The sequence below is a fragment of the Streptomyces sp. NPDC031426 genome (assembly GCF_055581585.1).
In genome coordinates this window covers 63,822-84,001 of record NZ_JBVIJE010000033.1, presented here as the reverse complement: position 1 = coordinate 84,001, position 20,180 = coordinate 63,822, and the positions used below count along the sequence as shown (strand labels likewise).

Here is a 20,180-nt window from a genome sequence, read left to right as displayed (position 1 = left end):
CAGCAGCGTCCGCAGGAACCGGCCGAGGGCCACCGCGTCGTCCGGGTGCGCGTGCGCGGGCAGCTCCTCCAGCGGTACGGGCGTGCTCGCCGGGGACCGGCCGTAGAGGTGGAACAGTTGGTCGTTCCAGGTGATCTCACCGGTGAGCAGGTTCTCCTCGAAGCCGCCGATACGGCCCAGACGTTGGGCGTGCTGGAGCAGGCTCGCCAGCCGCGCCGTCTCGTCCTCGATACGCCAGATCAGCAGCACGCTGCTGCCGTGCCGGCTGATGCTGAGGTCCGCGACCGCCGACAGCGGCACCTGGTCGACGAGAGCGGTCAGAGGCACCCGGCGGCCCCGGAACGGCTCGCCGGTGGCGTAGACCCGCTCGACCCGCTGGAACAGCTCGCTCTTCCCGGCGGCCATGGGGTACGCCTCGAGCAACAGCGCTCCGCTGACCACCGCGCGCGGCCGGCCGCTCGGGTCCAGGAAACGGCTGTTGACGTGCTGGATGCGGAAGTCCACCAGCTGGCCGGAGCCGTCGACGTGCGGCACCAGCACCAGTGCGGGGTCGTGCAGTCCATCGGCCAGCTCCATCAATTCGGCGGCGTCCGGCAGGATCCGTGGGTTCTGGCCGGGGCACTGGCGGAGCGTGTACGTCTCCAGGGTGTGCGCGCACAGCTCGGCCAGGGCTTCCACCTGCCGGACGATCTGCGGCGGCTGCGGCTCCAGCGGCCCGGGCCAGGCGATCTCCAGGACGCCGTGGATGCGGCCCCCCGTGCCGGCGGGTACCGCAACCCGGCCGCCGGCCGGATGCAGGTGCCGGCCGATGGTGGGCAGCCCGATGTCGGCGAGCGACTCGAACCACTGACCGGTGAGCTCGGTCAGCCCCCGGCGGGCCACGGTCGCCACCTCCGGGGGGACGTAACGCCATCGGACGGCCTCGGCGGGGGAGAAGCCGGCGCTTCCGCTGAGGGTGAGCGAGCCGTCCGCGCCCGCACTCCACACGGCCACGGCGACCGCGCCGAGCGGGCGCAGTGCATGCTCCAGCAGAGCGTTGGCGACGTCCTGAGTGTCGTTCGCGGCCAGCGCTCCGCTCTCCGCAGCCCGCAGTCGCAGGGCGGTGTCCTGGCGCGTCGGCGTCTCGGCGGCGGTGCTCAGGAAGGCGTCCGCGATCTCCGACACCCGATCGCGGGCGGCCTGGTTGATGACGTCCACCGCGAACTCCAGGGGCGTGACCTTGGCCTGCGCGGTCAGCTCCGCGAGCTGCCGGGCGGCTTGCGCCGGACCGCAGCCCAGCCGTTCGACCAGGATGCCCTTGGCCAGCTCGATCAGCGCCCGGCCCTCCGCCTCCGCATGCGCGGTACGGACCTCGCGGCGCAGCCGTTCCACCGTGGCGGCCAGCCTGCCGACGGGGGAGGTGGGGGAGACGCCCGCGAGCTCCAGCGGCGCAGTGCCCGACGCGGCTCCGTCCGGTTCGCGTGGCTGCTCGGGCGTCTTCACGATGTGCACGCTCCTCGGCTGAACGACGCTTGGACGCGGGTCGTGCCGCGCCGGGCTGTACCCGCCCCGTCGGCGGGTGGCATCGGCGCGCTCACGCGGACAGCCAGCGTCGGACGCAGGCGATGAGGTCGCGGGTGTCGACGGGCTTGGTGACGTAGTCGCTGGCGCCGGAGGCCAGGGACTTCTCCCGGTCGCCGGGCATCGCCTTGGCGGTGACGGCGATGATCGGCAGCTCGGCGTACTGCGGCAGCTTGCGGATCTCGGCGGTGGCTGTGTAGCCGTCCATCTCCGGCATCATCACGTCCATCAGCACCAGCGCGATGTCGCGGTTGGCGAGCAGCGTGTCGATGCCCTTGCGCCCGTTCCCCGCGTGCAGCACCCGGAAGCCGTACATCTCCAGGATCCCGCTGAGTGCGAACAGGTTGCGCGCGTCGTCGTCGACGACCAGGACCGTACGGCCCCGGAAACTGTCGTCCACCGGCGGTGCGGGGTCCTGCGGGTCCTCGACCCGGACAAGGGAGAGCACGTCCCCGGGTGCCTCGGCGGCCAGGTGTAGGGCGATGCGTTCGCGCAGCTCGTCCAGGCTGGACAGGAACTCCAGGGACCTGTCGTCGGGGTGGGAGCGCAGTGCTTCGGCCCGTGCCACCTCTGGCCGGTGGCTGCTGTGGATGAGCACCGGTACGCTCGCCAGGCCCGAGTCGCCTTCGAGGGCCCGCAGGAACCGGCTCGCCTCCCCGTCGGGCATGTCCAGGTCCAGTACGACGCAGTGGCAGGACTCGGTGGCCAGCGTGCCCGCTGCCTCCTGCGCTCCGACGGCGGTGATGACGTCCACCGCCGGCAGCGGGGAGCCGTCGTCCGGGCTGTGCCGGGCCACGTCCGCGACCACGCTCTCGGCGACTAGGGTCAGCAGCCCGCGCGGCCGTTCCTCCACCACCAGGAGTCGGCGCGGCCGTTGCTGGGGAATGACGGGCTGCGGCGAAGCGGTGGGCTGGCCCGCGGTGGCGGCCGATGCGAGTCCTGCCGGTTGTTTCGGGCTGTTCGGGGTGGGCCGACCGGCGTTGAGCAGCTCTTCGAAGTCCGGCCGGGCCACGGGCAGATACAGCGTGAAGGTGGTGCCCCGGCCGGGCACGCTGTCCACCGCCACGGCACCGCCGAGCAGATGCGCGATCTCCCGGGTGATGGACAGTCCGAGGCCCGTTCCACCGTACCTGCGGCTCGTGGTGCCGTCCGCCTGCTGGAACGCCCCGAAGATCGACTCCAGGTGCTGCTCCGGAATGCCGATGCCGGTGTCCCGCACCCGGAACGCCACGACGGCACCGCCGCGCACGACGTCCTGCGGAACCTCTCCGTCCGTGGCGGGCTCAATGGCCAGCTCGACGCTGCCCAGCTCGGTGAACTTAACCGCGTTGGACAGCAGGTTGCGCAGCACCTGCCGCAGCCGGGAGTCATCGGTGAGCAGGTCGGCGGGCGCGCCCGCCGCCGTGGTGACCGCGAACTCCAGCCCCTTCTGGGTTGTCATGGGCCGGAAGGTGGCCTCGACGTAGTCGATGAGCCGGCGCAGCGGCACCCGTTCCGGGGTGACGTCCATTTTGCCTGCCTCGACCTTCGACAGGTCCAGGATGTCGTTGATCAGCTGCAGCAGGTCGCTGCCCGCGGAGTGGATGACGCCCGCGTACTCGACCTGTTTCGGGGTGAGGTTGCGCGAGGGATTCTGGGCAAGCAGCTGGGCGAGGATGAGCAGGCTGTTGAGCGGGGTGCGCAGCTCGTGGCTCATGTTGGCCAGGAACTCCGATTTGTACTTCGAGGCCAGCGACAACTGCTGGGCGCGAGCCTCAAGTTCCTGCCGGGCCTGCTCGATCTGCAGGTTCTTCGCCTCGATGTCGCGGTTCTGCGCCGCCAGCAGCGACGCCTTCTCCTCCAATTCGGCGTTGGAGCGCTGCAGCTCGTCCTGCTGGGACTGCAACTCGACCGAACGCGCCTGCAGCTCGGCGGTCAGCCGCTGCGATTCCTCCAGCAACTCGTCGGTGCGGGCGTTGGCCACGATCGTGTTGACGTTGACGCCGAGCGTCTCGCGGAGCTGTTCCAGGAAGTCCCGGTGGACGGGCGTGAAGGCGGTGACCGACGCCAGCTCGATGACGCCGAGGACCTGGTCCTCGAAGAGGATCGGCAGCAGGATCAGCGCGGTCGGCACCGCCTGGCCGAGCCCGGAGGAGATGGTCACGTACCCTTGCGGCAACTCGTCGACGGTGATGGTACGGCGGCTGCGCGCGGCCTGGCCGACCAGCGAGCGGCCGAAGGAGAACCGGGTGGGCCGCCCGTCGTCGTCGGGCCTGCCATAGGAACCGACGAGCCGCAGCTCCGGGCCGCGCTCACCGTCCTCGGCGAGGTAGAAGGCGCCGTACTGGGCCGACACCAGCGGCGTCAGCTCGTCCATGATGAGCTCAGCCACCACAGGCAGGTCCCGGTGGCCCTGCATGAGACCGGCGATGCGCGCCAGGTTGGTCTTGAGCCAGTCCTGCTCCTGGTTGGCCCGGGTGGTCTCGCGCAGCGACTCCACCATGGAGTTGATGTTGTCCTTGAGCTCGGCGACCTCGCCGGAGGCCTCCACCGTGATCGAGCGGGTCAGATCGCCCTCGGCCACGGCGCTGGCCACGGCGCCGATGGCCCGTACCTGACGGGTCAGGTTGCCGGCCAGCTCGTTGACGTTCTCCGTGAGCCGCTTCCAGGTGCCCGAGACGCCCTCCACCTCGGCCTGGCCGCCGAGGCGTCCTTCGGTGCCGACCTCGCGGGCGACGCGGGTGACTTCGTCGGCGAAGGCGGAGAGCTGGTCCACCATCGTGTTGATGGTCGTCTTCAGCTCCAGGATCTCGCCGCGTGCGTCCACGTCGATCTTCTTCGACAGGTCGCCCCTGGCCACGGCGGTCGTCACCAGAGCGATGTTGCGTACCTGACCGGTCAGGTTGTTCGCCATGGAGTTGACGTTGTCGGTGAGGTCCTTCCACGTGCCGGCCACGTTGGGCACGTGGGCCTGGCCGCCGAGGCGTCCTTCGGTGCCGACTTCGCGGGCGACGCGGGTGACCTCGTCGGCGAACGCGGACAGGGTGTCGACCATCGTGTTGATCACATCGGCCAGCGCGGCGACCTCGCCCTCGGCCCGGATCGTGATCTTGCGGGACAGGTCGCCCCGTGCGACAGCGGTGGCGACCTGCGCGATGGAGCGCACCTGGCCGGTCAGGTTCGACGCCATCACGTTCACGTTGTCGGTGAGGGCCTTCCAGGTGCCCGAGACGCCTTTGACGTCGGCCTGGCCGCCGAGGCGTCCTTCGGTGCCGACTTCGCGGGCGACGCGGGTGACTTCGTCGGCGAAGGCGGAGAGCTGGTCGACCATCGTGTTGATGGTGTTCTTGAGTTCGAGGATCTCGCCGCGGGCGTCGACGGTGATCTTCTGCGACAGGTCGCCCTCGGCCACCGCCGTCGCCACCTGGGCGACATTGCGGACCTGGGCGGTGAGGTTGCCCGCCATGAAGTTGACCGAGTCGGTCAGATCCCGCCAGGTGCCCTTGACGCCTTTGACGTCGGCCTGGCCGCCGAGGCGTCCTTCGGTGCCGACTTCGCGGGCGACGCGGGTGACTTCGTCGGCGAAGGCGGAGAGCTGGTCGACCATCGTGTTGATGGTGTTCTTGAGTTCGAGGATCTCGCCGCGGGCGTCGACGGTGATCTTCTGCGACAGGTCGCCCTTGGCCACCGCGGTGGTCACCTGGGCGACGTTGCGGACCTGGTTGGTCAGGTTGCCCGCCATGAAGTTGACCGAGTCGGTGAGGTCCCGCCACACCCCAGCGACACCGGGCACCTTGGCCTGGCCGCCGAGGCGTCCTTCGGTGCCGACCTCGCGGGCGACGCGGGTGACCTCGTCGGCGAAGGCGGAGAGCTGGTCCACCATCGTGTTGACGGTTTCCTTCAGCTGCAGGATCTCGCCGCGGGCGGGCACGTCGATCTTCTGCGACAGGTCGCCCTTGGCCACGGCAGTGGCCACCTGGGCGATGTCACGGACCTGGGTGGTCAGGTTCCCGGCCATGGCGTTGACCGAGTCGGTCAGGTCGGCCCAGGTTCCGGAGACCCCCGGCACCTCCGCCTGGCCGCCGAGCGTCCCTTCGGTGCCGACTTCTCGGGCCACGCGCGTCACCTCGGAGGTGAACACGGACAACTGATCGACCATGCCGTTGAACACGCTCGCGATCTCACCCATGAGACCGTCGGCGTCCTCCGGCAGACGTGTCCCGAAGTCGCCGTCCCGCACGGCCGTCAACCCCGCCAGGAGCTGTCTGAGCTCCCCGTTGTGCGGCCCGGCGTCGATGAGCTCGGCCTTGTCGATGTTCATGCGCACCCTCGTCCCGCTCCCCTGGAGCCCTCGGCAGTGAAGACTCGCCCACCCCGGCGGGCCGCGGTGGGCCCGTAAACGCTCTGCATTCCCTCACCTCACGGCTTTGGGCGAGGAGAAAATACGCCGCAGGCTAACCCACTCGGTACCCGCCGAACAAAGCCTCCGGTCGCTGCGTACCAGGGAAGAAATCCGCCACGAAGTGCCAGGCATGACACCGGAGCCATGGGGTAGTTGGCCCAGTTCTCGTCTCTCGATGTCCACCAGGATCGTGCCGTAGGTGTGCTCCAGTAGGGGTGCCGCCCTGCGCACGACCACCGACGCGCCATCTGGGAGCAGATCACCCACGGGCTTTCATGATCGCGGAGCTGGGTCCCTGTGACGGCCAGGTCGGCACGTACAGCAGGTGGACCGATTTCGATGCGCTGGAGGCCGAACGCACCGCCGTCGCCTACCTGTCGTCCACCACGAGCCGAACGGCGGGCCTGGATGAGAACATCCGATCGCCCAGATGTATGGCGGGGCCGGCCGTTCGAGCACGAGCACCGCCTCGCCGAACGCCTCCACAGCAGCCTGCTGCACACCCTGCCGGACGTGGAAGGTGTGGACGTCGCCAGCAGCTGCGCGACCGCCGCCGACATGGCCGGGCGCCGTTGGCGCCTGGAACAACTCGCCACCGCGCTCGCAACCGTGACGGGCGGGCTCAGTGCCGACCGAAATCCGTGCCTTGCTGCTCCACCGGCAACCCGACGCCGAGCTGCCCGACGACTGCGGCCTCCTTGTCGTCCGCTGCCCGGTCAACAGCTCGCCGGGAGGCTCGGCTTGCGGTCGGCTGAAGGGCGAGCGGTCTCGATGCCGCCGGGTCCGTAGTGATCAGCGACCGATGTAGAAGCGGATCGTGGTACCCGCCTCACCGGTGTGGATACGCACGAGGTCGGCGACGTGGTTGACGAGGAGCAGGCCCCGGCCGCCGGGCCGTTCGGGTGCCGGGGGGCGCCGGCCGGCCAGTGGATCGGTGAGCCGGCCTGCGTCCTGCACCTCGCAGACGACCTGCTTGTCCTCCGCCCAGATCCGCAGCGTGCCGCCACCTGCTCCATGAACGACGCTGTTGGTGGTCAGCTCTGCCACCACCAGCTGGAGATCCTGCAGCCGTGCCCCCTCCAACCCCAGCCGCTCACCCTCCCGTACTGCAAACTCACGTACCGTTGTCAATTGGCCACTGCCCTCGAAGCTCGTCGCCTGGGCGGCCGGCGGCACGGGCAGAGCCTGGTTGTACCTGGCGACGACCGCCTCGGGACTGTACGCAGCCGAAGCCGTCTCGCTCCCCTCGGCGACCACCACCGGGTGGGTGGCCCAAGCGTCCTTCAGCACCCCCTGGTCGAGCCCGTCGACGTCGTACGGGCACAGAATCGTGACGGCACGCCCAGTGAATGCCTCGTTGATCAGCGCTTCGTGCTGCACACACGCGGGGTACTCCACCGCGCTGCGACCGGGCCAGATCGGCTCACCGATGATGCGCACCCGTCCACTGGTATGGGCATCGGCGAACTGGCGCAGCACTCCGGGAATGATCCGCCCCGGGTTCCGGCCCGCCTGCGTCATGTCCACGAAGTGAACCCGACGGGCCTGGTCACTGAGCTGGTCCTTGATCAGCTGGAGTCGGTCCGGCGGCGCAGCAACCGCAACCGGTTCCTCCTTGGCCAGCCCCTCGAGAACGAAGGGGACTGTACCTGTCACATACTGCTGCTCCCCGCTGTAGAACAGCGCCGGATGCACAAACTCCTGGGGCCCGGGTGCGGTGCCGGTCATGCAGCCACCTCGATCCCGCCCAGGCCGGGCCAGAACAAGTCCAGAATGCGCGGTACCTGGGGCGGTGGTTGGTCAAGGACGAGCAGGCGATGCCCACTCAGTGACCGTGCGGTCATCACCAGATCCGTCACCCCCGCCACGTCGATGAACGTCAGCTGGGACATCTCGACGTACAGGCAGCTCTCGCTCCGCCGTGACAGCTGGCCGAGGGCTTCCTGCCACATCGGCCGCGTACTCACGCCGATCTCGCCTTTCGCATACACGCCTGGGCGCTCCAGCAGCGGACGTACCTCCAGCCGAGCCCCGCCGAGTGACGGCGCGGCGCAGTGCGCCTCCCTATCGAGTGGGACATCCACGCGCTTCCCCTCACTCTGCCCGAATCGCCCCTCGACGGCGTGCACCCGGATGAGTACAGCCGCTGTCCATCTATACCAGGCGTATGACGCGAACCCGGCGAGTTGTCCGACGACCGGGATTCGACGGTATCGCGCAGAGGTTGCCGGGAAGGTCATTTAGCACTGGTGGCCAGTGGCTATCGTCCGCCAGGCACCAGGATTATGACTGATGATCAGGCTGAGGCGTACGGTCGCCACGTCCAGGGAGACGATCACCGGATACAGCGGTGAGGTGGTGCCGTGCATCATCAGCACCTCGTTGAACCGCTCGTACTCCACCGGCGCCCGCCGCGCGGGCCGCGCGGGCCGCACATGCACCATCGCCGGCTGCGACAAAGCAGCTTGTGCGTCGACCGAGTCGCGAACACGGCCGGTCCGGTCGGGACCAGGGAGCGACGACTCATGTACCGCCATGCCGTAGCGGCCCGCATAGAGTGGCTGGAATAGGGCATACGCGAACCACGCCTCGTCGAAGTGCACCTGCGGGCTGCTCGCCGAGAGGGTGCGCTTGAGGTCGCCTGCCGCTTCCAGGCGGCCGGCGCCGCGAGCGAGATCAAAGGCGACTGACTGCACTCCGGGCATGCGGCTGACCTGCGTGCGCTCCCTGACCGAGGTCCGAGAGGCACTGGCCAAGGAGACACCGGACTGCGTACTGCCCATCGGTGCCAGCAGGCACAGGACGTGCGGGGTGGCATGACGCGAACCGAACCGCACGAGGCCCGGCGTGGCGCCGGGGGCTGCCGTCGCGCGAGTACCGGCGCGGCCTCCATGACCTGCGCGATGGACTGGCGGGGGGCGGCAGGTGGGCCGTGAACGGAAGCCGGACCCCTCCCGTGCCGCCCGCCGCTGACGTCGTAACCTCGGAGCCTGCCGCCTGCCTGACGCGGGAGCGGGACAGCGACACGTCCGCGCCGACGACCGGCCCGCCGTGTCTGAGCTGCGTCTGGCTACGACCGTGCGCAGCTCACTCCCGTGCCCCCGGACTCCCGTCGGGCTCGACGCGGACCACCACGGCGTGGGAGCCGAGGCCAAGGAGGTGGTCTGCGGGGATGTCGCCGAGTGCCGTGTAGAGCCTGAGGATGTGCCCGGTCGTGTTGTCGAAGGCGATGTCCTTGACGGTGCCGTGCGCGGTGCCGTGTTCCGTCAGGACCCGGTGCCCGAGGGCCTCCTGATGGGCGGGAACATCGCTCCGCCCGGGATCGGTGCCGGTGCGGGAGCGCACGATGACGGCGTCCCGTCCGACGGCTTCGATCGCGTTCCAGGCGATGGTCGTGGCGTGTTTCGGGGCCCCGGACAGACGCAGGCAGGCGATCCGTCCGTTGTGGGCATCGATGGTCAGCGACTCCACGCGCCCGAGCTGTTCGGCCTCTTCGGCGGTGATCACGGGTATGCCCAGGGCCTGGGAGAACATCATCATGCCGCGCCTCCTTCTCCGGACGTGGGTGCGCCGGCACACGGTGGCGCGGCCTGCGCACGGAAGGCCTCGACCTGGGCGCTGAAGCTGGGCAGGTCGTCGGCGATGAAGCGGTTGGCATGCGGAGGGACAACGAGAGCCCGGCCGGAGACGGCCAGTGTCTCCCCGCGCGGGATGAACGTCTTCCGCTTCCGGGAATCGAGGTTTTCGTGGGCGGCGATCTCGAATCCGACGACCCGTCCGCCGACGCCGGCCTCGATCACCACGTCCAGGACCGTGCCCACCTCGGTCCCCTGGTCGGTGAGGACGGGCGCGCCGATGACCTGACCGCGTTCGGCTTCGCCGGTCCCCACGACCACGTTGCGGTTCTCCAGGACCGCCTCACTGAAAATCATCACGGCGGACGGTCCGATGGCATGCACTCCGGAGAACGGGAGGCTCTCCTTAAGAGGGCCGGACAACGGCCCGCGTCCGCTCAGGGTGAAGCCTGTGATCCGACCGGCCTGAGCATCGAAGACGGTGTCGCGGATCTGGGCGACCTCCTCGCCGCCCAGGGTCACGACCACGCGCTTGGTCAGTTCGGAGGCGAGCATCAGGGAGTTCACCGTCCCCCCTCCTTGCCGCTCCGGTGACCTGAACGCACCGCGATCACCGTGCCGTTACGGCGTTTCGCCTGGACTGCCAACGTTGTCGCGGCGAGCAATCCTGCCACCGCGATCAGCAGGACCACCCAGCCCCACCATTCCATCGCCGACCTCCTTGCTTCCGTCGTCACTCGGGCCGTCGCGCTGTGTGCACGTCCCTGGGCTATCCGGTTGCCCGCGGTAAGGGCGTCGCACGCCTACGGCGCACTGTGAGGCGCGAGTTGGAGACATCAGGGCACCCCTGATTACCTTCCTGGGGCGGCGGGCGGGGGCGAGCAGAAGCGGGTGCCGGCTGGTGCACGAGGTGTCTCTCCATGCGGGTGAGCGTGGCGAAGATCCGCTGTCCGGTGCGTTGTCAGGTCGGGTGCCCCGTGGATCCCAGCGTGGCCTATGCCTGCCTGTGGAGACTCCGGGTAGCCGCACCGGTGGCGATGCGCCCAGCCGGGGTCGAGGAGCAGAACATGGACGCACTCGCACAACTCATTCAGGAGGCCATGAGACGCCAGCACATGTCGGCCGAGGCGATCGCCGTCGGCACCGGCATTCGGACGCCGCGCATCAAGGCATTCGCGGAGGACGGCGCGATGGGCCCTGTCCGGCCTACGGAAGAAGAGCTGACCGCCCTCGCCGCGATGCTTTCGATGCGCACCGCCGACGTACTGGTGGCGGCGTATGCCGCGGGCCCCAGCCGAGTGGGGGCGACGAGCTGAGGCGTCCCGCCTCGAAGGTGCCGACGCGATCCTTGTCCCGGGCCTGTCGTTCCCCTGCTGCCGGCTGCCCCACCGGCATGGGCCGGCGTGGGTCGGAAGCGGGGAGCCGGCGCATCGGCGGAGCCGAGGACGTCGGTCGGGACGCTGGCGCACTGCCGCGCTCCTGCCGTGAGTGCGAGCAGGACGTGGTGAAGGAGACAACCCGTCGGGGCGCGCTGCGTCTTCTGCGCGTGGGAGGGCAGCGGCCTCGCGGGCGAGTCGTCCTCTTCTGCGACCGGCTGTGCGAGTGGATCGTCTGCACACGGCCTGCGGCCGGGAGAAGATGCGGCGGATCGGGCCCGCGCCCTAGTAGCCGGCGGTCTTCGGAGACGGGTTGGCTGTCCCACTTCGCGCGCCGCCGGGCCGTCGTACGGTGTGTCGCCCGGAGGGGCGCCGTAGACGCGATTCTGCGTGCGGGCGACGGTCGGCGGCCGTGCCCGGCCTCGCCCGAGGGCCCGGCCGCCGTTGCCGTGGGGGCTGTTCAGCCCAGTTCGGCGCCCTTGGCGGCGGCCTCCTCCTCGGTCCGGGCCTGTCCGGTGGCGAGCGTGCCGCCCGCGCTCTCCAGGTGGGCCCGCACGAACCACTGGAACTGCTCCAGGTCGCGCAGCTGTTCGATGAGAAGGTCCTCGGTGGCAGTGTCTATGCCGCCCGCCTCCTTGATCGCGGCGCGGACCCCTTCGATCACGCCCGTGTAGACGAGGTCGAGGGCGCCGAGATGGGCGATGGCGTCGGCCCTGCCTATGGAGTAGTCGTCCCAGGTGCGTTCGGCCACGAGCGCTCCCGGCGTTCCCTGCGCGACACCGCCGAGCGCGGCGATGCGCTCCGCCACGTCGTCGGCGATGTCCCGGACCCGGTCCACCTGGGGGTCGATCATCTCGTGGACGGCGATGAAGTGCGGCCCGACCACGTTCCAGTGCACGTGTTTGAGCGTCAGATGCAGATCGTTCAGGGCGTGCAGGCGCAGCCGGAGCAGACCGATCAGCCGGCCGGCCGCCTCGCGCTCGATGCCGGGGACGGTGTACTTCGGGGTCAGATCCTGTGTCATGACTCACCTCGGTATGTCTACGAAGACTCGGTTTCCGCGCAGATCGCGCGTCCGCACCAGCTCGCTTGCCCCGGTTCCTCCGGCGCAGACATAGGCGGTCGAGGCCGCTGCCGTCTCGGCGTGCATGGCAGGCGGTAACCGGGCAATGCGCGAAGTTGTGACACGCATCGTCATCATCGTCCTGACTCTGCTGGCCGCTCTCGGCGCCCTTGCCGCGGCGGTCGCCGACTCACCCGCCTGGTGGTTCGCGGCCCTGCCAGTTACGTTCCTGGGCGCGCTCGGCGCCTGGGATCTGCTGCAGCGCCGGCACTCGGTGCTGCGTAACTATCCCGTCCTCGGACATCTCCGCTTCCTCATGGAGAGCATCCGCCCGGAGCTGCAGCAGTACTTCATCGAGCGGAACTTCGACGGGCGCCCCTTCGACCGGGACGTGCGCAGCATCGTATACGAGCGCGCCAAGGGCACCGACGCGGAGGAGCCGTACGGCACCGAGCGGGACGTGTACCAGCCTGGTTACGAGTATCTGGTCCCGTCGATGGCGGCGTGCCCGGTGCCCGAGTCCGCGCCGCGCGTGCGGATCGGCGGCCCGGACTGCGCCCGTCCGTACGACATGGCCCTGCTGAACGTGTCGGCGATGAGCTTCGGCTCCCTGTCGGCCAACGCCGTCCTCGCGCTCAACGGGGGTGCCGCGGCCGGGGGGTTCGCCCAGGACACCGGTGAGGGCGGGCTGTCCGAGTACCACCTGCGGCCTGGGGGCGACCTCGTGTGGGAGATCGGTACCGGGTACTTCGGCTGCCGCACCCGGGACGGGGGCTTCGACGCGGCCGAGTTCGCCGACAAGGCCGCGCACGACCACGTCAAGTGCGTGTCCCTGAAGCTGTCGCAGGGCGCCAAACCGGGCATCGGCGGTGTCCTGCCCGGCGCCAAGGTGAACGCCGAGATCGCCCGCGTCCGGGACGTGCCCGAGGGGCGGACGGTCGTCTCGCCGCCGTACCACCGGGTGTTCTCCACTCCGCGTGAACTGGTCCGCTTCATCGCCCGCATGCGCGAGCTGTCCGGTGGCAAGCCCGCCGGGTTCAAGCTGTGCGTGGGCTCGCGACGGCAGTTCCTGGCCGTGTGCAAGGCCATGCTGGAGGAGGGCACGGCGCCCGACTTCATCGTCGTGGACGGCGCCGAGGGCGGAACCGGCGCGGCGCCGCTGGAGTTCGCCGACCATGTGGGAACCCCGCTCACCGAGGGCCTGCTCACCGTGCACAACGCCCTCGTGGGAACCGGCCTGCGCGACCAGATCCGGATCGGGGCCAGCGGCAAGATCGCCACTGGCACCGACCTCGTCAAGCGCATGGTGCAGGGCGCCGACTACGGCAACGCCGCACGGGCCATGATGTTCGCCGTCGGCTGCATCCAGGCCCAGCGGTGCCACACGAACACGTGCCCCACCGGTGTCACTACCCAGGACCCCCGCCGGGCCCGTGCCCTCGACGTCCCCGACAAGACGGCGCGCGTCCAGCGCTTCCAACAGGCGACGGTGGCCAGCGCGTTGCAGCTCATGGCGTCCATGGGCGTCACCGATCCCGCAGACCTGCGCCCGCACATGCTGCGCCGGCGCATCGACCCGTTCACCGAACGCTGCTACGAGGAGCTGTACGAGTGGCTCGAGCCCGGGCAGCTGCTCGCAGAGCCGCCGGACTCCTGGGCGGCCGACTGGAAGGCCGCCGACCCCGACCGTTTCACCGTGTGACCTGGAGGAATCACGTGGCCCGTACCGTTGCCCAAGTTATCGTGGACGCGCTGAGCGAACTCGGCGTGCGCCAGGTGTTCGGCGTCGTGGGAGACGCGCTCAACCCCCTGACCGACGCCATCCGCACCACCGAGGGCCTGGAATGGGTGGGGTGCCGCCACGAGGAGGCGGCGGCCTTCGCCGCCAGCGCCCAGTCGCAGCTCACCGGAACCCTCGGCGTGTGTATGGGCACCGTCGGACCCGGTTCCGTCCACCTCCTCAACGGACTGTACGACGCGGCCAAGAGCCACGCCCCGGTCCTGGCCATCGCCGGCCAGGTACCGCTCGCCGAACTCGGCAGCGACTACTTCCAGGAGGTCGACAACGACGCCCTCTTCAGCGATGTGGCCGTCTTCCGCGCGACGGTCACTTCCCCCTGCCAGCTGCCGCAAGTGCTGGAGACGGCGGTGCGCCATGCACAGGGCCGCAAGGGCGTCGCCGTCCTCACCGTGCCGGGCGACCTGGGCGACCGGGAACTGACCGCCGACCGGCCGGCCCGGTTCTCCCTGAACGCTCCGGTGAGCCGGCCGGAGGAGCCGGCCGTACGCCGCGCCGCAAAACTCCTCGACCGTTCCGAATCGACCACCCTGCTGGTCGGGGAGGGCGCCCGCGCCGCCCGCGACGACGTCCTCGCCCTCGCCGACCGCCTGGCCGCGCCCATGGTGCTCACCCTGAAGGCCAAGGCAGGATTCGAGGGCGAGGCCAATCCCTTCCAGGTCGGCCAGACGGGCCTGATCGGCAACCCGGCCGCCGCGGCGGCCCTCCAGGACGCGGACACCCTCCTCCTGCTCGGCACCGACTTCCCCTACCGGGACTGGTATCCCGAGGGCCGGACCGTGATCCAGGTGGATACCGAGGCCACCCACATCGGACGCCGTGTCCCGGTCGACGTCGGGCTGGTCGGCGACACCGGCACCACCGTGCGCGACCTCCTGGACCACCTCACCGCCGCACCCGCCGGGTCCGAAGGCGGCCGCGACCGCTCCCACCTCCACAAGGCGCGCGAACGGTTCGAGCAGTGGCGCTCGGGCCAGGCCCGGCTCGCCGACCCCGCCCACGACAAGGGCCTCGCCGGCCGCGTCCGCTCCGCCCTGGACAACCGCCACCACGCCATCCGCCCGGAGGCGCTGGCCGCGGCAGTCGACCGGATCGCGGCCGGCGACGCCGTCTTCACCTCCGACACGGGCATGGCCACCGTCTGGCTCTCGCGCTTCGTCGAGATGCGTGGCGACCGGCGCCTGATCGGCTCCTACAACCTCGGCTCGATGGCCAACGCCATGCCCCAGGCACTGGGCGCCCAGTGCCTGGACCGCGAACGCCAGGTGGTGGCCTTCTGCGGCGACGGAGGGCTGAGCATGCTCCTCGGTGACCTCATGACCCTGAAGACCTACCGCCTTCCCGTCAAACTCGTCGTCTTCGACAACCGCCGGCTGGGCATGGTGAAACTCGAGCAGGAGCAGGCAGGGCTGCCCGAGTTCGGGACCGTGCTCGACAACCCCGACTTCGCCGCCGTGGCCGAGGCCATGGGCATCACCGGGATCCGCGTGACGGACCCGGCCGAGGTGGAGGGCGCCGTGCGCCGCGCTCTCGGCGCTCCGGGCCCGGTGCTGCTCGACGTTCTCACCAACCCCGACGAGATCGCCGTACCGGCCAAGCCGACCGTCGAGCAGGGCTGGGGATTCGCGCTGGCCAAGGTCAAGGAGGTCGTACGCAGCCACGGGGAGCAGGACTGAGACAGGACGGAGGAATGCCGGTCGGGCAGCCGGGTATCCGCCTGCTTGCCGGAGAACGACCGGCAAGGGCAGAACCGATCGACTGGGAGGGGCGCACGATGGCGACGACGGCCGTACCGACTGCCGAGGAGACGGTGGACGTACCGGACGTACCGGAGATCGCCGACCCTTCCAAGGTCGCGCCGAGGGATGCGCGGGAGCTGTCCAAGGTGTTCTTCGACCAGCTCGCGGTGCTGGAGGAGGGCACGCCGGAGCACCAGTACGCGCGCAACACGCTCATCGAGATGAACATGTCCCTCGTCCGCTACGCGGCCGGCCGGTTCCGCAGCCGCGGCCCGCAGGAGATGGAGGACATCGTCCAGGTCGGCATGATCGGCCTGATCAAGGCGATCGACCGGTTCGAGCTGTCCCGCGAGGTCGAGTTCACCTCCTTCGCCGTGCCGTACATCGTCGGTGAGATCAAGCGGTTCTTCCGCGACACCTCCTGGGCCGTGCACGTACCGCGCCGGCTGCAGGAGGCGCGCGTCCAACTCGCCCGTGCGAAGGAGGAGTTGAGTAGCAGGCTCGGCCGGACGCCGACCACCAAGGAGCTGTCGGAGCTGATGTGCCTGCCCGAGGAGGAGGTCGTGGAGGCCCAGCTCGCCTCCAACGGCCACACGTCGGCCTCCCTGGACGCGGCGATCAACGGCAGCGAGGAAGGTGAAGCCGCGCTGGCCGACTTCATCGGCGACGAGGACGCCGCCCTGGGTCTGATAGAGGACTTCCGCACCCTCGCCCCGCTGATCGACCAACTCGATGAGCGTGAACGCAAGCTCATCCACTGGCGCTTTGTCGAGGAACTCACCCAGGCGCAGATCGGCGAACGCCTCGGCATCTCCCAGATGCACGTCTCCCGGCTGCTCTCCCGTCTCCTGACCCGCCTGCGCGAAGGCATGCTCACCACTGGATGACGGCCCGGGCGCCCGACAGTCGGCCTTCCTCGCGGCCGGGCGCAGCGCCGGACACCGCGGCGGGGCCATCGGTATCGCGGTGGCCCTGGTGGGCGCGTACCTGGCCGCCAACATCGTCGTGCTGGCCGTCGCCACTTGGCACGTCGTCCGCCATCCGGCAAGGATCAGCCACTGGGCCGGCGCGCACGGACCACTGCAACTGTTCGCCCGCGCGTGAGAGTCGGGGGCGGAGAGGCCAGCCGTGGACCATACTCGGAGGGTGTCCGCCCGGACCGCCCACGAGCGGACCGCTCATCTCGCTGGAAGTGTCGGTGCGGGACGCGTCGGACTTGACGGCAGAGGCCACCGTGCACGGCACCGAGGAGAACGAAGTGGCACTGCTGCGGGTGCAGGGCCCCACGACGCCCGACACCATCGTGGCGATCCTGCTGGAACTGCGTGACCGCACGGGCGAGGTGCCGCATGCATGCTTCAGCTGGTCGGAGGACGGTCCGGTCGGTCTCCTGCTCCGTTTCTGGTCTTCGGCGACGGAGAAGCGGCCCCGGTCACCCGCGAGGTCCTGCGCCGCGCCGAGCCGGCCCCGGAGCGGCGGCCGCGGCCCCGTGAGCCGAGGTCAGCCTTCCTGGTGAGCGCGGAGCACGAGCAGGGAGTGCGCCTCCGCCTCCACCTCGCTGCCGCTCTTGATCAGCGGCCGGTACTCGGTGTAGGGGATGGCCGTGTCCACCTCCACCGCCCACCACGGGCCGAGTTCTTCGGGGACGGTGAAGGCGAGCGGCCGGCTGTGGGCGTTGAAGAGGAGAAGGAACGAGTCGTCCACCACGGGCAGGCCCCTCAGGTCCGGTTCCGTGATGGCCTTGCCGTTGAGGTGGACCATCAGGGACCTGGCGAAGGCGGCGTCCCAGTCGGTGTCGGTCATCTCCCGTCCAGCGGGGGTGAACCAGGCGATGTCCTTGGTCTCGGTGCGGCCGCCGTGAGCGGGACGTCCCTTGAAGAACCGTCGCCGGTGGAAGACGGGATGGCTGCGGCGCAGCGTGATCAGCCGACGGGTGAAGTCGAGGAGTTCGCTTCCTTCGGTGACCTGTGCCCAGTCGATCCAGGTCAGTTCGTTGTCCTGGCAGTAGGCGTTGTTGTTGCCGCGCTGGCTGCGGCCGAGTTCGTCGCCGTGCAGCAGCATGGGTACGCCCTGGGAGAGCAGCAGGGTGGCGAGGAGGTTGCGCTGCTGGCGGGCGCGCAGCGCAAGGATGCCGCGGTCGCCGGTGGGGCCCTCCGCGCCGCAGTTCCAGGAGCGGTTGTGGTCCTCGCCGTCGCGGTTGTCCTCGCCGTTGGCCTCGTTGTGCTTGCCGTTGTATGAGACCAGGTCGCGCAGGGTGAACCCGTCGTGCGCGGTGACGAAATTGACCGACGCGTAGGGTCGGCGTCCGTCGTTCTGGTACAGATCGGAGGAGCCGGTGAGCCGGGACGCGAACTCGCCGAGTGTGCCGCCCTCGCCCCGCCAGAAATCGCGTACCGTGTCGCGGTACTTGCCGTTCCACTCCGTCCACAACGGCGGGAAGTTGCCCACCTGGTATCCGCCGTCGCCGACGTCCCAGGGCTCGGCGATGAGTTTCACCTGGGAGATGACCGGGTCCTGCTGGACGAGGTCGAAGAACGACGACAGCCGGTCCACCTCGTGGAACTGCCGGGCCAGGGTGGCTGCCAGGTCGAAGCGGAAGCCGTCGACGTGCATCTCGGTCACCCAGTAGCGCAGCGAGTCCATGATCAGCTGCAGGGTGTGCGGATGGTTCATCCGCAGGCTGTTGCCCGTGCCCGTGGTGTCCCAGTAGAACCGCGGGTCCTCCACGGACAGACGGTAGTACGCCGCGTTGTCCAGGCCCCGCAACGACAGCATGGGTCCGAGGTGGTTCCCCTCGGCGGTGTGGTTGTAGACCACGTCGAGGATCACCTCGATCCCCGCCTCGTGCAGGGCTTTGACCATCGAGCGGAACTCCTGCACCTGCTCGCCGCGCTGCCCGGAGGAGCAGTAGGCGTTGTGCGGGGCGAAGAAGCCGATGGTGTTGTATCCCCAGTAGTTCGACAGGCCCTTCTGCACCAGCGCGTGATCCTGCACGAACTGGTGTACCGGCATCAACTCCACCGCGGTGACGCCCAGCTTGACGAAGTAGTCGACCATGGCCGGGTGCGCCAGTGCGGCGTAGGTGCCGCGGATCGCCGCCGGTATCGCCGGGTGGGTCTTCGTCATGCCCTTCACATGGGCCTCGTAGACGACCGTCTCGTGATACGGCGTCCGCGGCGGATGGTCGCTTCCCCAGTCGAAGTAGGGGTTGACCACGACCGACTTCGGCGCATACGCGGCGGAGTCCACGTCGTTGCGCCGACGGGGGTTGCCGAAGCGGTAGGGGAACAGCGCCTCGTTCCACTCGACCTCGCCCTCGATCGCCTTGGCGTACGGATCGAGGAGCAACTTGTTGGGGTTGCACCGCTCACCGCGCTCGGGCCGGTACGGCCCGTGCACCCGGAACCCGTAACGCCGGCCGGGCCCGACGTCGGGGAGATGGATGTGGTGGACGAAGCCGTCCACCTCGTGCAACGTGACGCGTTCCTCGACGCCGTCCTCGTCGAAGAGACACAGGTCCACACGCTCCGCCACTTCGGAGAACACGGCGAAATTGGTCCCGGCGCCGTCGAAGGTGGCGCCCAAGGGCGACATCTGTCCCGGCCGCGGGCCGACCTCTGTACTTTCCTGCCAGATACGCACGACCCCGCGCCTCCCCGATACGGACGGTGGGCAGCCCGCACCGTCCGTACCCTTGTGCCCGGGTCGTGAGTGCGTATGCCGGTGCGGTCATGCGGCCCGGGACGGTTCGACACAGCGAGATCCGGTCGCAGATCGCGGCATCTCGCGGCCCTGATTGACGAACGGGGCGGCGCCTGACGGCATCCACCGGTATGCACCGATGATCAGCCCCGGTAAGCCGGCCGATACGCCGGTACGCCGTTGGTCAGGGCCGGGTGGCGGTGTCGCTGTCGGGGTGGAGGGTGAAGATCTGGTCGAGGCCGACGATGAGCAGCACGCGCAGGGTGGGGGGGCGGGACCGCGGCGAGCGCGATGTCGGCCTGGGCGGCGTGGGCATGGTGGCGCGCGGCGATCAGAGCGGTGATGCCGCTGGAGTCGCAGAATTCCATGCCGGCCAGGTCCAGGACGAGGCGTTGGCCGGGCCGGAGAGCGAGAGCGGCGAACGCTGCGCGCAGTTCGGGGGCGGTGAGGTAGTCGAGTTCGCCGGTGATCTCCAGGACGGGACCGGTCGTGGCGTCTCGGGTGGTGATCGTCAGGGGGCTCATTCGGGGGTTCTCGTCGGTGGGTGCGCGGGGAGGTTGCCGGGGGCGCCGAGGGCGAGCAGGGCGGTGCCGTCGTCGAGGCCGTCGCCGAAGCTGTCCAGCAGGCCGGTCAGGGCCTGGATGACGGCGTGTGGTGGTTGGCAGGCGTGGTGGGCGGCGAAGGCGAGCAGACCGTCGTCCCCGTAGCGGTCGGTGCGGTCCTTGCCGGTGCGGGCTTCGGTGAGGCCGTCGGTGCAGAGCAGCAGCGTGTCGCCGAGGGCCAGGACGGTGCCGGCGGCCGTGAAGCGGGCCTCGGGCAGGATGCCGACGAGGAGGCCACCGGGGGTGGGCAGGTAGTCGGCCCTGCCGTCGGCGCGCAGTACGAGCACCGGCGGGTGGCCTCCCGAGTACTGATCAGCTGCAGGCAGACCGGAGTTCGCCTCGGGGCACCACCGGGGAATAGCAGGAAGCAGGTGCCATACCCCC

At 69.8% G+C, this 20,180-nt stretch carries 15 protein-coding genes and 3 pseudogenes; 6 read left to right on the top strand and 12 right to left on the bottom strand.

Annotation, left to right across the window (positions count from 1 at the left end; translation table 11 throughout):
* From ACZ5NH_RS39515 to ACZ5NH_RS39480, 8 genes are all read right to left on the bottom strand, one after another.
* On the bottom strand, nucleotides 1–1,482 hold a 1,482-nt coding region (locus tag ACZ5NH_RS39515; protein WP_468782455.1), incomplete at its 3' end, for an ANTAR domain-containing protein.
* A gap of 91 nt (nucleotides 1,483–1,573) precedes the next feature.
* Nucleotides 1,574–5,860: a HAMP domain-containing protein gene (locus ACZ5NH_RS39510; RefSeq protein WP_468782453.1), complete on the bottom strand. Its 4,287-nt coding sequence runs from the start codon at nucleotides 5,858–5,860 to the stop codon at nucleotides 1,574–1,576.
* An 873-nt stretch (nucleotides 5,861–6,733) separates the two neighbouring features.
* Complete coding sequence (locus ACZ5NH_RS39505) at nucleotides 6,734–7,669, bottom strand: anti-sigma factor RsbA family regulatory protein (protein ID WP_468782451.1); 936 nt, start codon at nucleotides 7,667–7,669, stop codon at nucleotides 6,734–6,736.
* Nucleotides 7,666–8,025 carry an STAS domain-containing protein gene (locus tag ACZ5NH_RS39500; RefSeq protein ID WP_468782449.1) on the bottom strand — a complete coding sequence of 120 codons (360 nt, stop codon included), beginning with the start codon at nucleotides 8,023–8,025 and terminating at the stop codon, nucleotides 7,666–7,668. Before ACZ5NH_RS39500 ends, ACZ5NH_RS39505 begins: the two co-directional genes overlap by 4 nt.
* Before the next feature lie 156 nt (nucleotides 8,026–8,181).
* The gene (locus ACZ5NH_RS39495) at nucleotides 8,182–8,646 is read right to left on the bottom strand and encodes a hypothetical protein (protein WP_468782447.1); all 465 of its coding nucleotides are present in this window, start codon (nucleotides 8,644–8,646) and stop codon (nucleotides 8,182–8,184) included.
* Nucleotides 8,647–9,028: 382 nt separating this feature from the next.
* A complete protein-coding gene (locus ACZ5NH_RS39490) occupies nucleotides 9,029–9,481 on the bottom strand; it encodes a PRC-barrel domain-containing protein (protein WP_468782445.1) in 453 nt (150 codons plus the stop codon).
* The gene (locus ACZ5NH_RS39485; RefSeq protein WP_468782443.1) at nucleotides 9,478–10,083 is read right to left on the bottom strand and encodes a PRC-barrel domain-containing protein; all 606 of its coding nucleotides are present in this window, start codon (nucleotides 10,081–10,083) and stop codon (nucleotides 9,478–9,480) included. Before ACZ5NH_RS39485 ends, ACZ5NH_RS39490 begins: the two co-directional genes overlap by 4 nt.
* Nucleotides 10,080–10,226 carry a hypothetical protein gene (locus ACZ5NH_RS39480; protein ID WP_388635062.1) on the bottom strand — a complete coding sequence of 49 codons (147 nt, stop codon included), beginning with the start codon at nucleotides 10,224–10,226 and terminating at the stop codon, nucleotides 10,080–10,082. The genes ACZ5NH_RS39485 and ACZ5NH_RS39480 overlap by 4 nt, the downstream gene beginning before the upstream one ends.
* Before the next feature lie 357 nt (nucleotides 10,227–10,583).
* Here ACZ5NH_RS39480 and ACZ5NH_RS39475 point away from each other — a divergent pair, with 357 nt between their 5' ends.
* Nucleotides 10,584–10,832, top strand: a complete 249-nt coding sequence (locus tag ACZ5NH_RS39475) for an XRE family transcriptional regulator (protein ID WP_468782441.1) — start codon at nucleotides 10,584–10,586, stop codon at nucleotides 10,830–10,832.
* A 520-nt stretch (nucleotides 10,833–11,352) separates the two neighbouring features.
* On the opposite strand, the gene ACZ5NH_RS39470 is transcribed toward ACZ5NH_RS39475, so the two are convergent.
* Nucleotides 11,353–11,916: a Dps family protein gene (locus ACZ5NH_RS39470; RefSeq protein ID WP_388635066.1), complete on the bottom strand. Its 564-nt coding sequence runs from the start codon at nucleotides 11,914–11,916 to the stop codon at nucleotides 11,353–11,355.
* A 157-nt stretch (nucleotides 11,917–12,073) separates the two neighbouring features.
* Here ACZ5NH_RS39470 and ACZ5NH_RS39465 point away from each other — a divergent pair, with 157 nt between their 5' ends.
* From ACZ5NH_RS39465 to ACZ5NH_RS39445, 5 genes and pseudogenes are all read left to right on the top strand, one after another.
* Entirely contained in the window at nucleotides 12,074–13,657 is a 1,584-nt protein-coding gene (locus ACZ5NH_RS39465; RefSeq protein WP_468782439.1) for an FMN-binding glutamate synthase family protein, read from the top strand.
* A 14-nt stretch (nucleotides 13,658–13,671) separates the two neighbouring features.
* Nucleotides 13,672–15,429: a thiamine pyrophosphate-dependent enzyme gene (locus ACZ5NH_RS39460; protein WP_468782437.1), complete on the top strand. Its 1,758-nt coding sequence runs from the start codon at nucleotides 13,672–13,674 to the stop codon at nucleotides 15,427–15,429.
* Between the two features lie 98 nt (nucleotides 15,430–15,527).
* Nucleotides 15,528–16,379, top strand: coding sequence for an RNA polymerase sigma factor SigF (locus ACZ5NH_RS39455; RefSeq protein ID WP_468782435.1), 852 nt, complete (start codon nucleotides 15,528–15,530; stop codon nucleotides 16,377–16,379).
* Between the two features lie 88 nt (nucleotides 16,380–16,467).
* Entirely contained in the window at nucleotides 16,468–16,596 is a 129-nt protein-coding gene (locus ACZ5NH_RS39450) for a hypothetical protein (RefSeq protein WP_468782433.1), read from the top strand.
* Nucleotides 16,597–16,663: 67 nt separating this feature from the next.
* Nucleotides 16,664–16,977 (top strand): annotated as a pseudogene (locus ACZ5NH_RS39445) (amino acid transporter); the annotation flags it as partial.
* A 15-nt stretch (nucleotides 16,978–16,992) separates the two neighbouring features.
* Here the strand turns inward: ACZ5NH_RS39445 and glgX are convergent.
* The 3 genes and pseudogenes from glgX to ACZ5NH_RS39430 form a co-directional block, all read right to left on the bottom strand.
* Nucleotides 16,993–19,086, bottom strand: a complete 2,094-nt coding sequence (gene glgX / locus ACZ5NH_RS39440; protein ID WP_468782431.1) for a glycogen debranching protein GlgX — start codon at nucleotides 19,084–19,086, stop codon at nucleotides 16,993–16,995.
* Nucleotides 19,087–19,378: 292 nt separating this feature from the next.
* Nucleotides 19,379–19,718: pseudogene (locus ACZ5NH_RS39435) on the bottom strand (STAS domain-containing protein).
* Nucleotides 19,715–20,152, bottom strand: a pseudogene (locus tag ACZ5NH_RS39430) (PP2C family protein-serine/threonine phosphatase); the annotation flags it as partial. The pseudogenes ACZ5NH_RS39435 and ACZ5NH_RS39430, both read right to left, overlap by 4 nt.
* Nucleotides 20,153–20,180: the final 28 nt, after the last annotated feature.

Bases quoted from the DNA above. Each gene is read 5' to 3' on its own strand.
- ACZ5NH_RS39510 (WP_468782453.1), bottom strand. From the start codon at position 5,860: ATGAACATCGACAAGGCCGAGCTCATCGACGCCGGGCCGCACAACGGG.
- ACZ5NH_RS39505 (WP_468782451.1), bottom strand. From the start codon at position 7,669: ATGACCGGCACCGCACCCGGGCCCCAGGAGTTTGTGCATCCGGCGCTG.
- ACZ5NH_RS39495 (WP_468782447.1), bottom strand. From the start codon at position 8,646: ATGCCCGGAGTGCAGTCAGTCGCCTTTGATCTCGCTCGCGGCGCCGGC.
- ACZ5NH_RS39490 (WP_468782445.1), bottom strand. From the start codon at position 9,481: ATGATGATGTTCTCCCAGGCCCTGGGCATACCCGTGATCACCGCCGAA.
- ACZ5NH_RS39480 (WP_388635062.1), bottom strand. From the start codon at position 10,226: ATGGAATGGTGGGGCTGGGTGGTCCTGCTGATCGCGGTGGCAGGATTG.
- ACZ5NH_RS39475 (WP_468782441.1), top strand. From the start codon at position 10,584: ATGGACGCACTCGCACAACTCATTCAGGAGGCCATGAGACGCCAGCAC.
- ACZ5NH_RS39470 (WP_388635066.1), bottom strand. From the start codon at position 11,916: ATGACACAGGATCTGACCCCGAAGTACACCGTCCCCGGCATCGAGCGC.
- ACZ5NH_RS39455 (WP_468782435.1), top strand. From the start codon at position 15,528: ATGGCGACGACGGCCGTACCGACTGCCGAGGAGACGGTGGACGTACCG.
- glgX (WP_468782431.1), bottom strand. From the start codon at position 19,086: ATGTCGCCCTTGGGCGCCACCTTCGACGGCGCCGGGACCAATTTCGCC.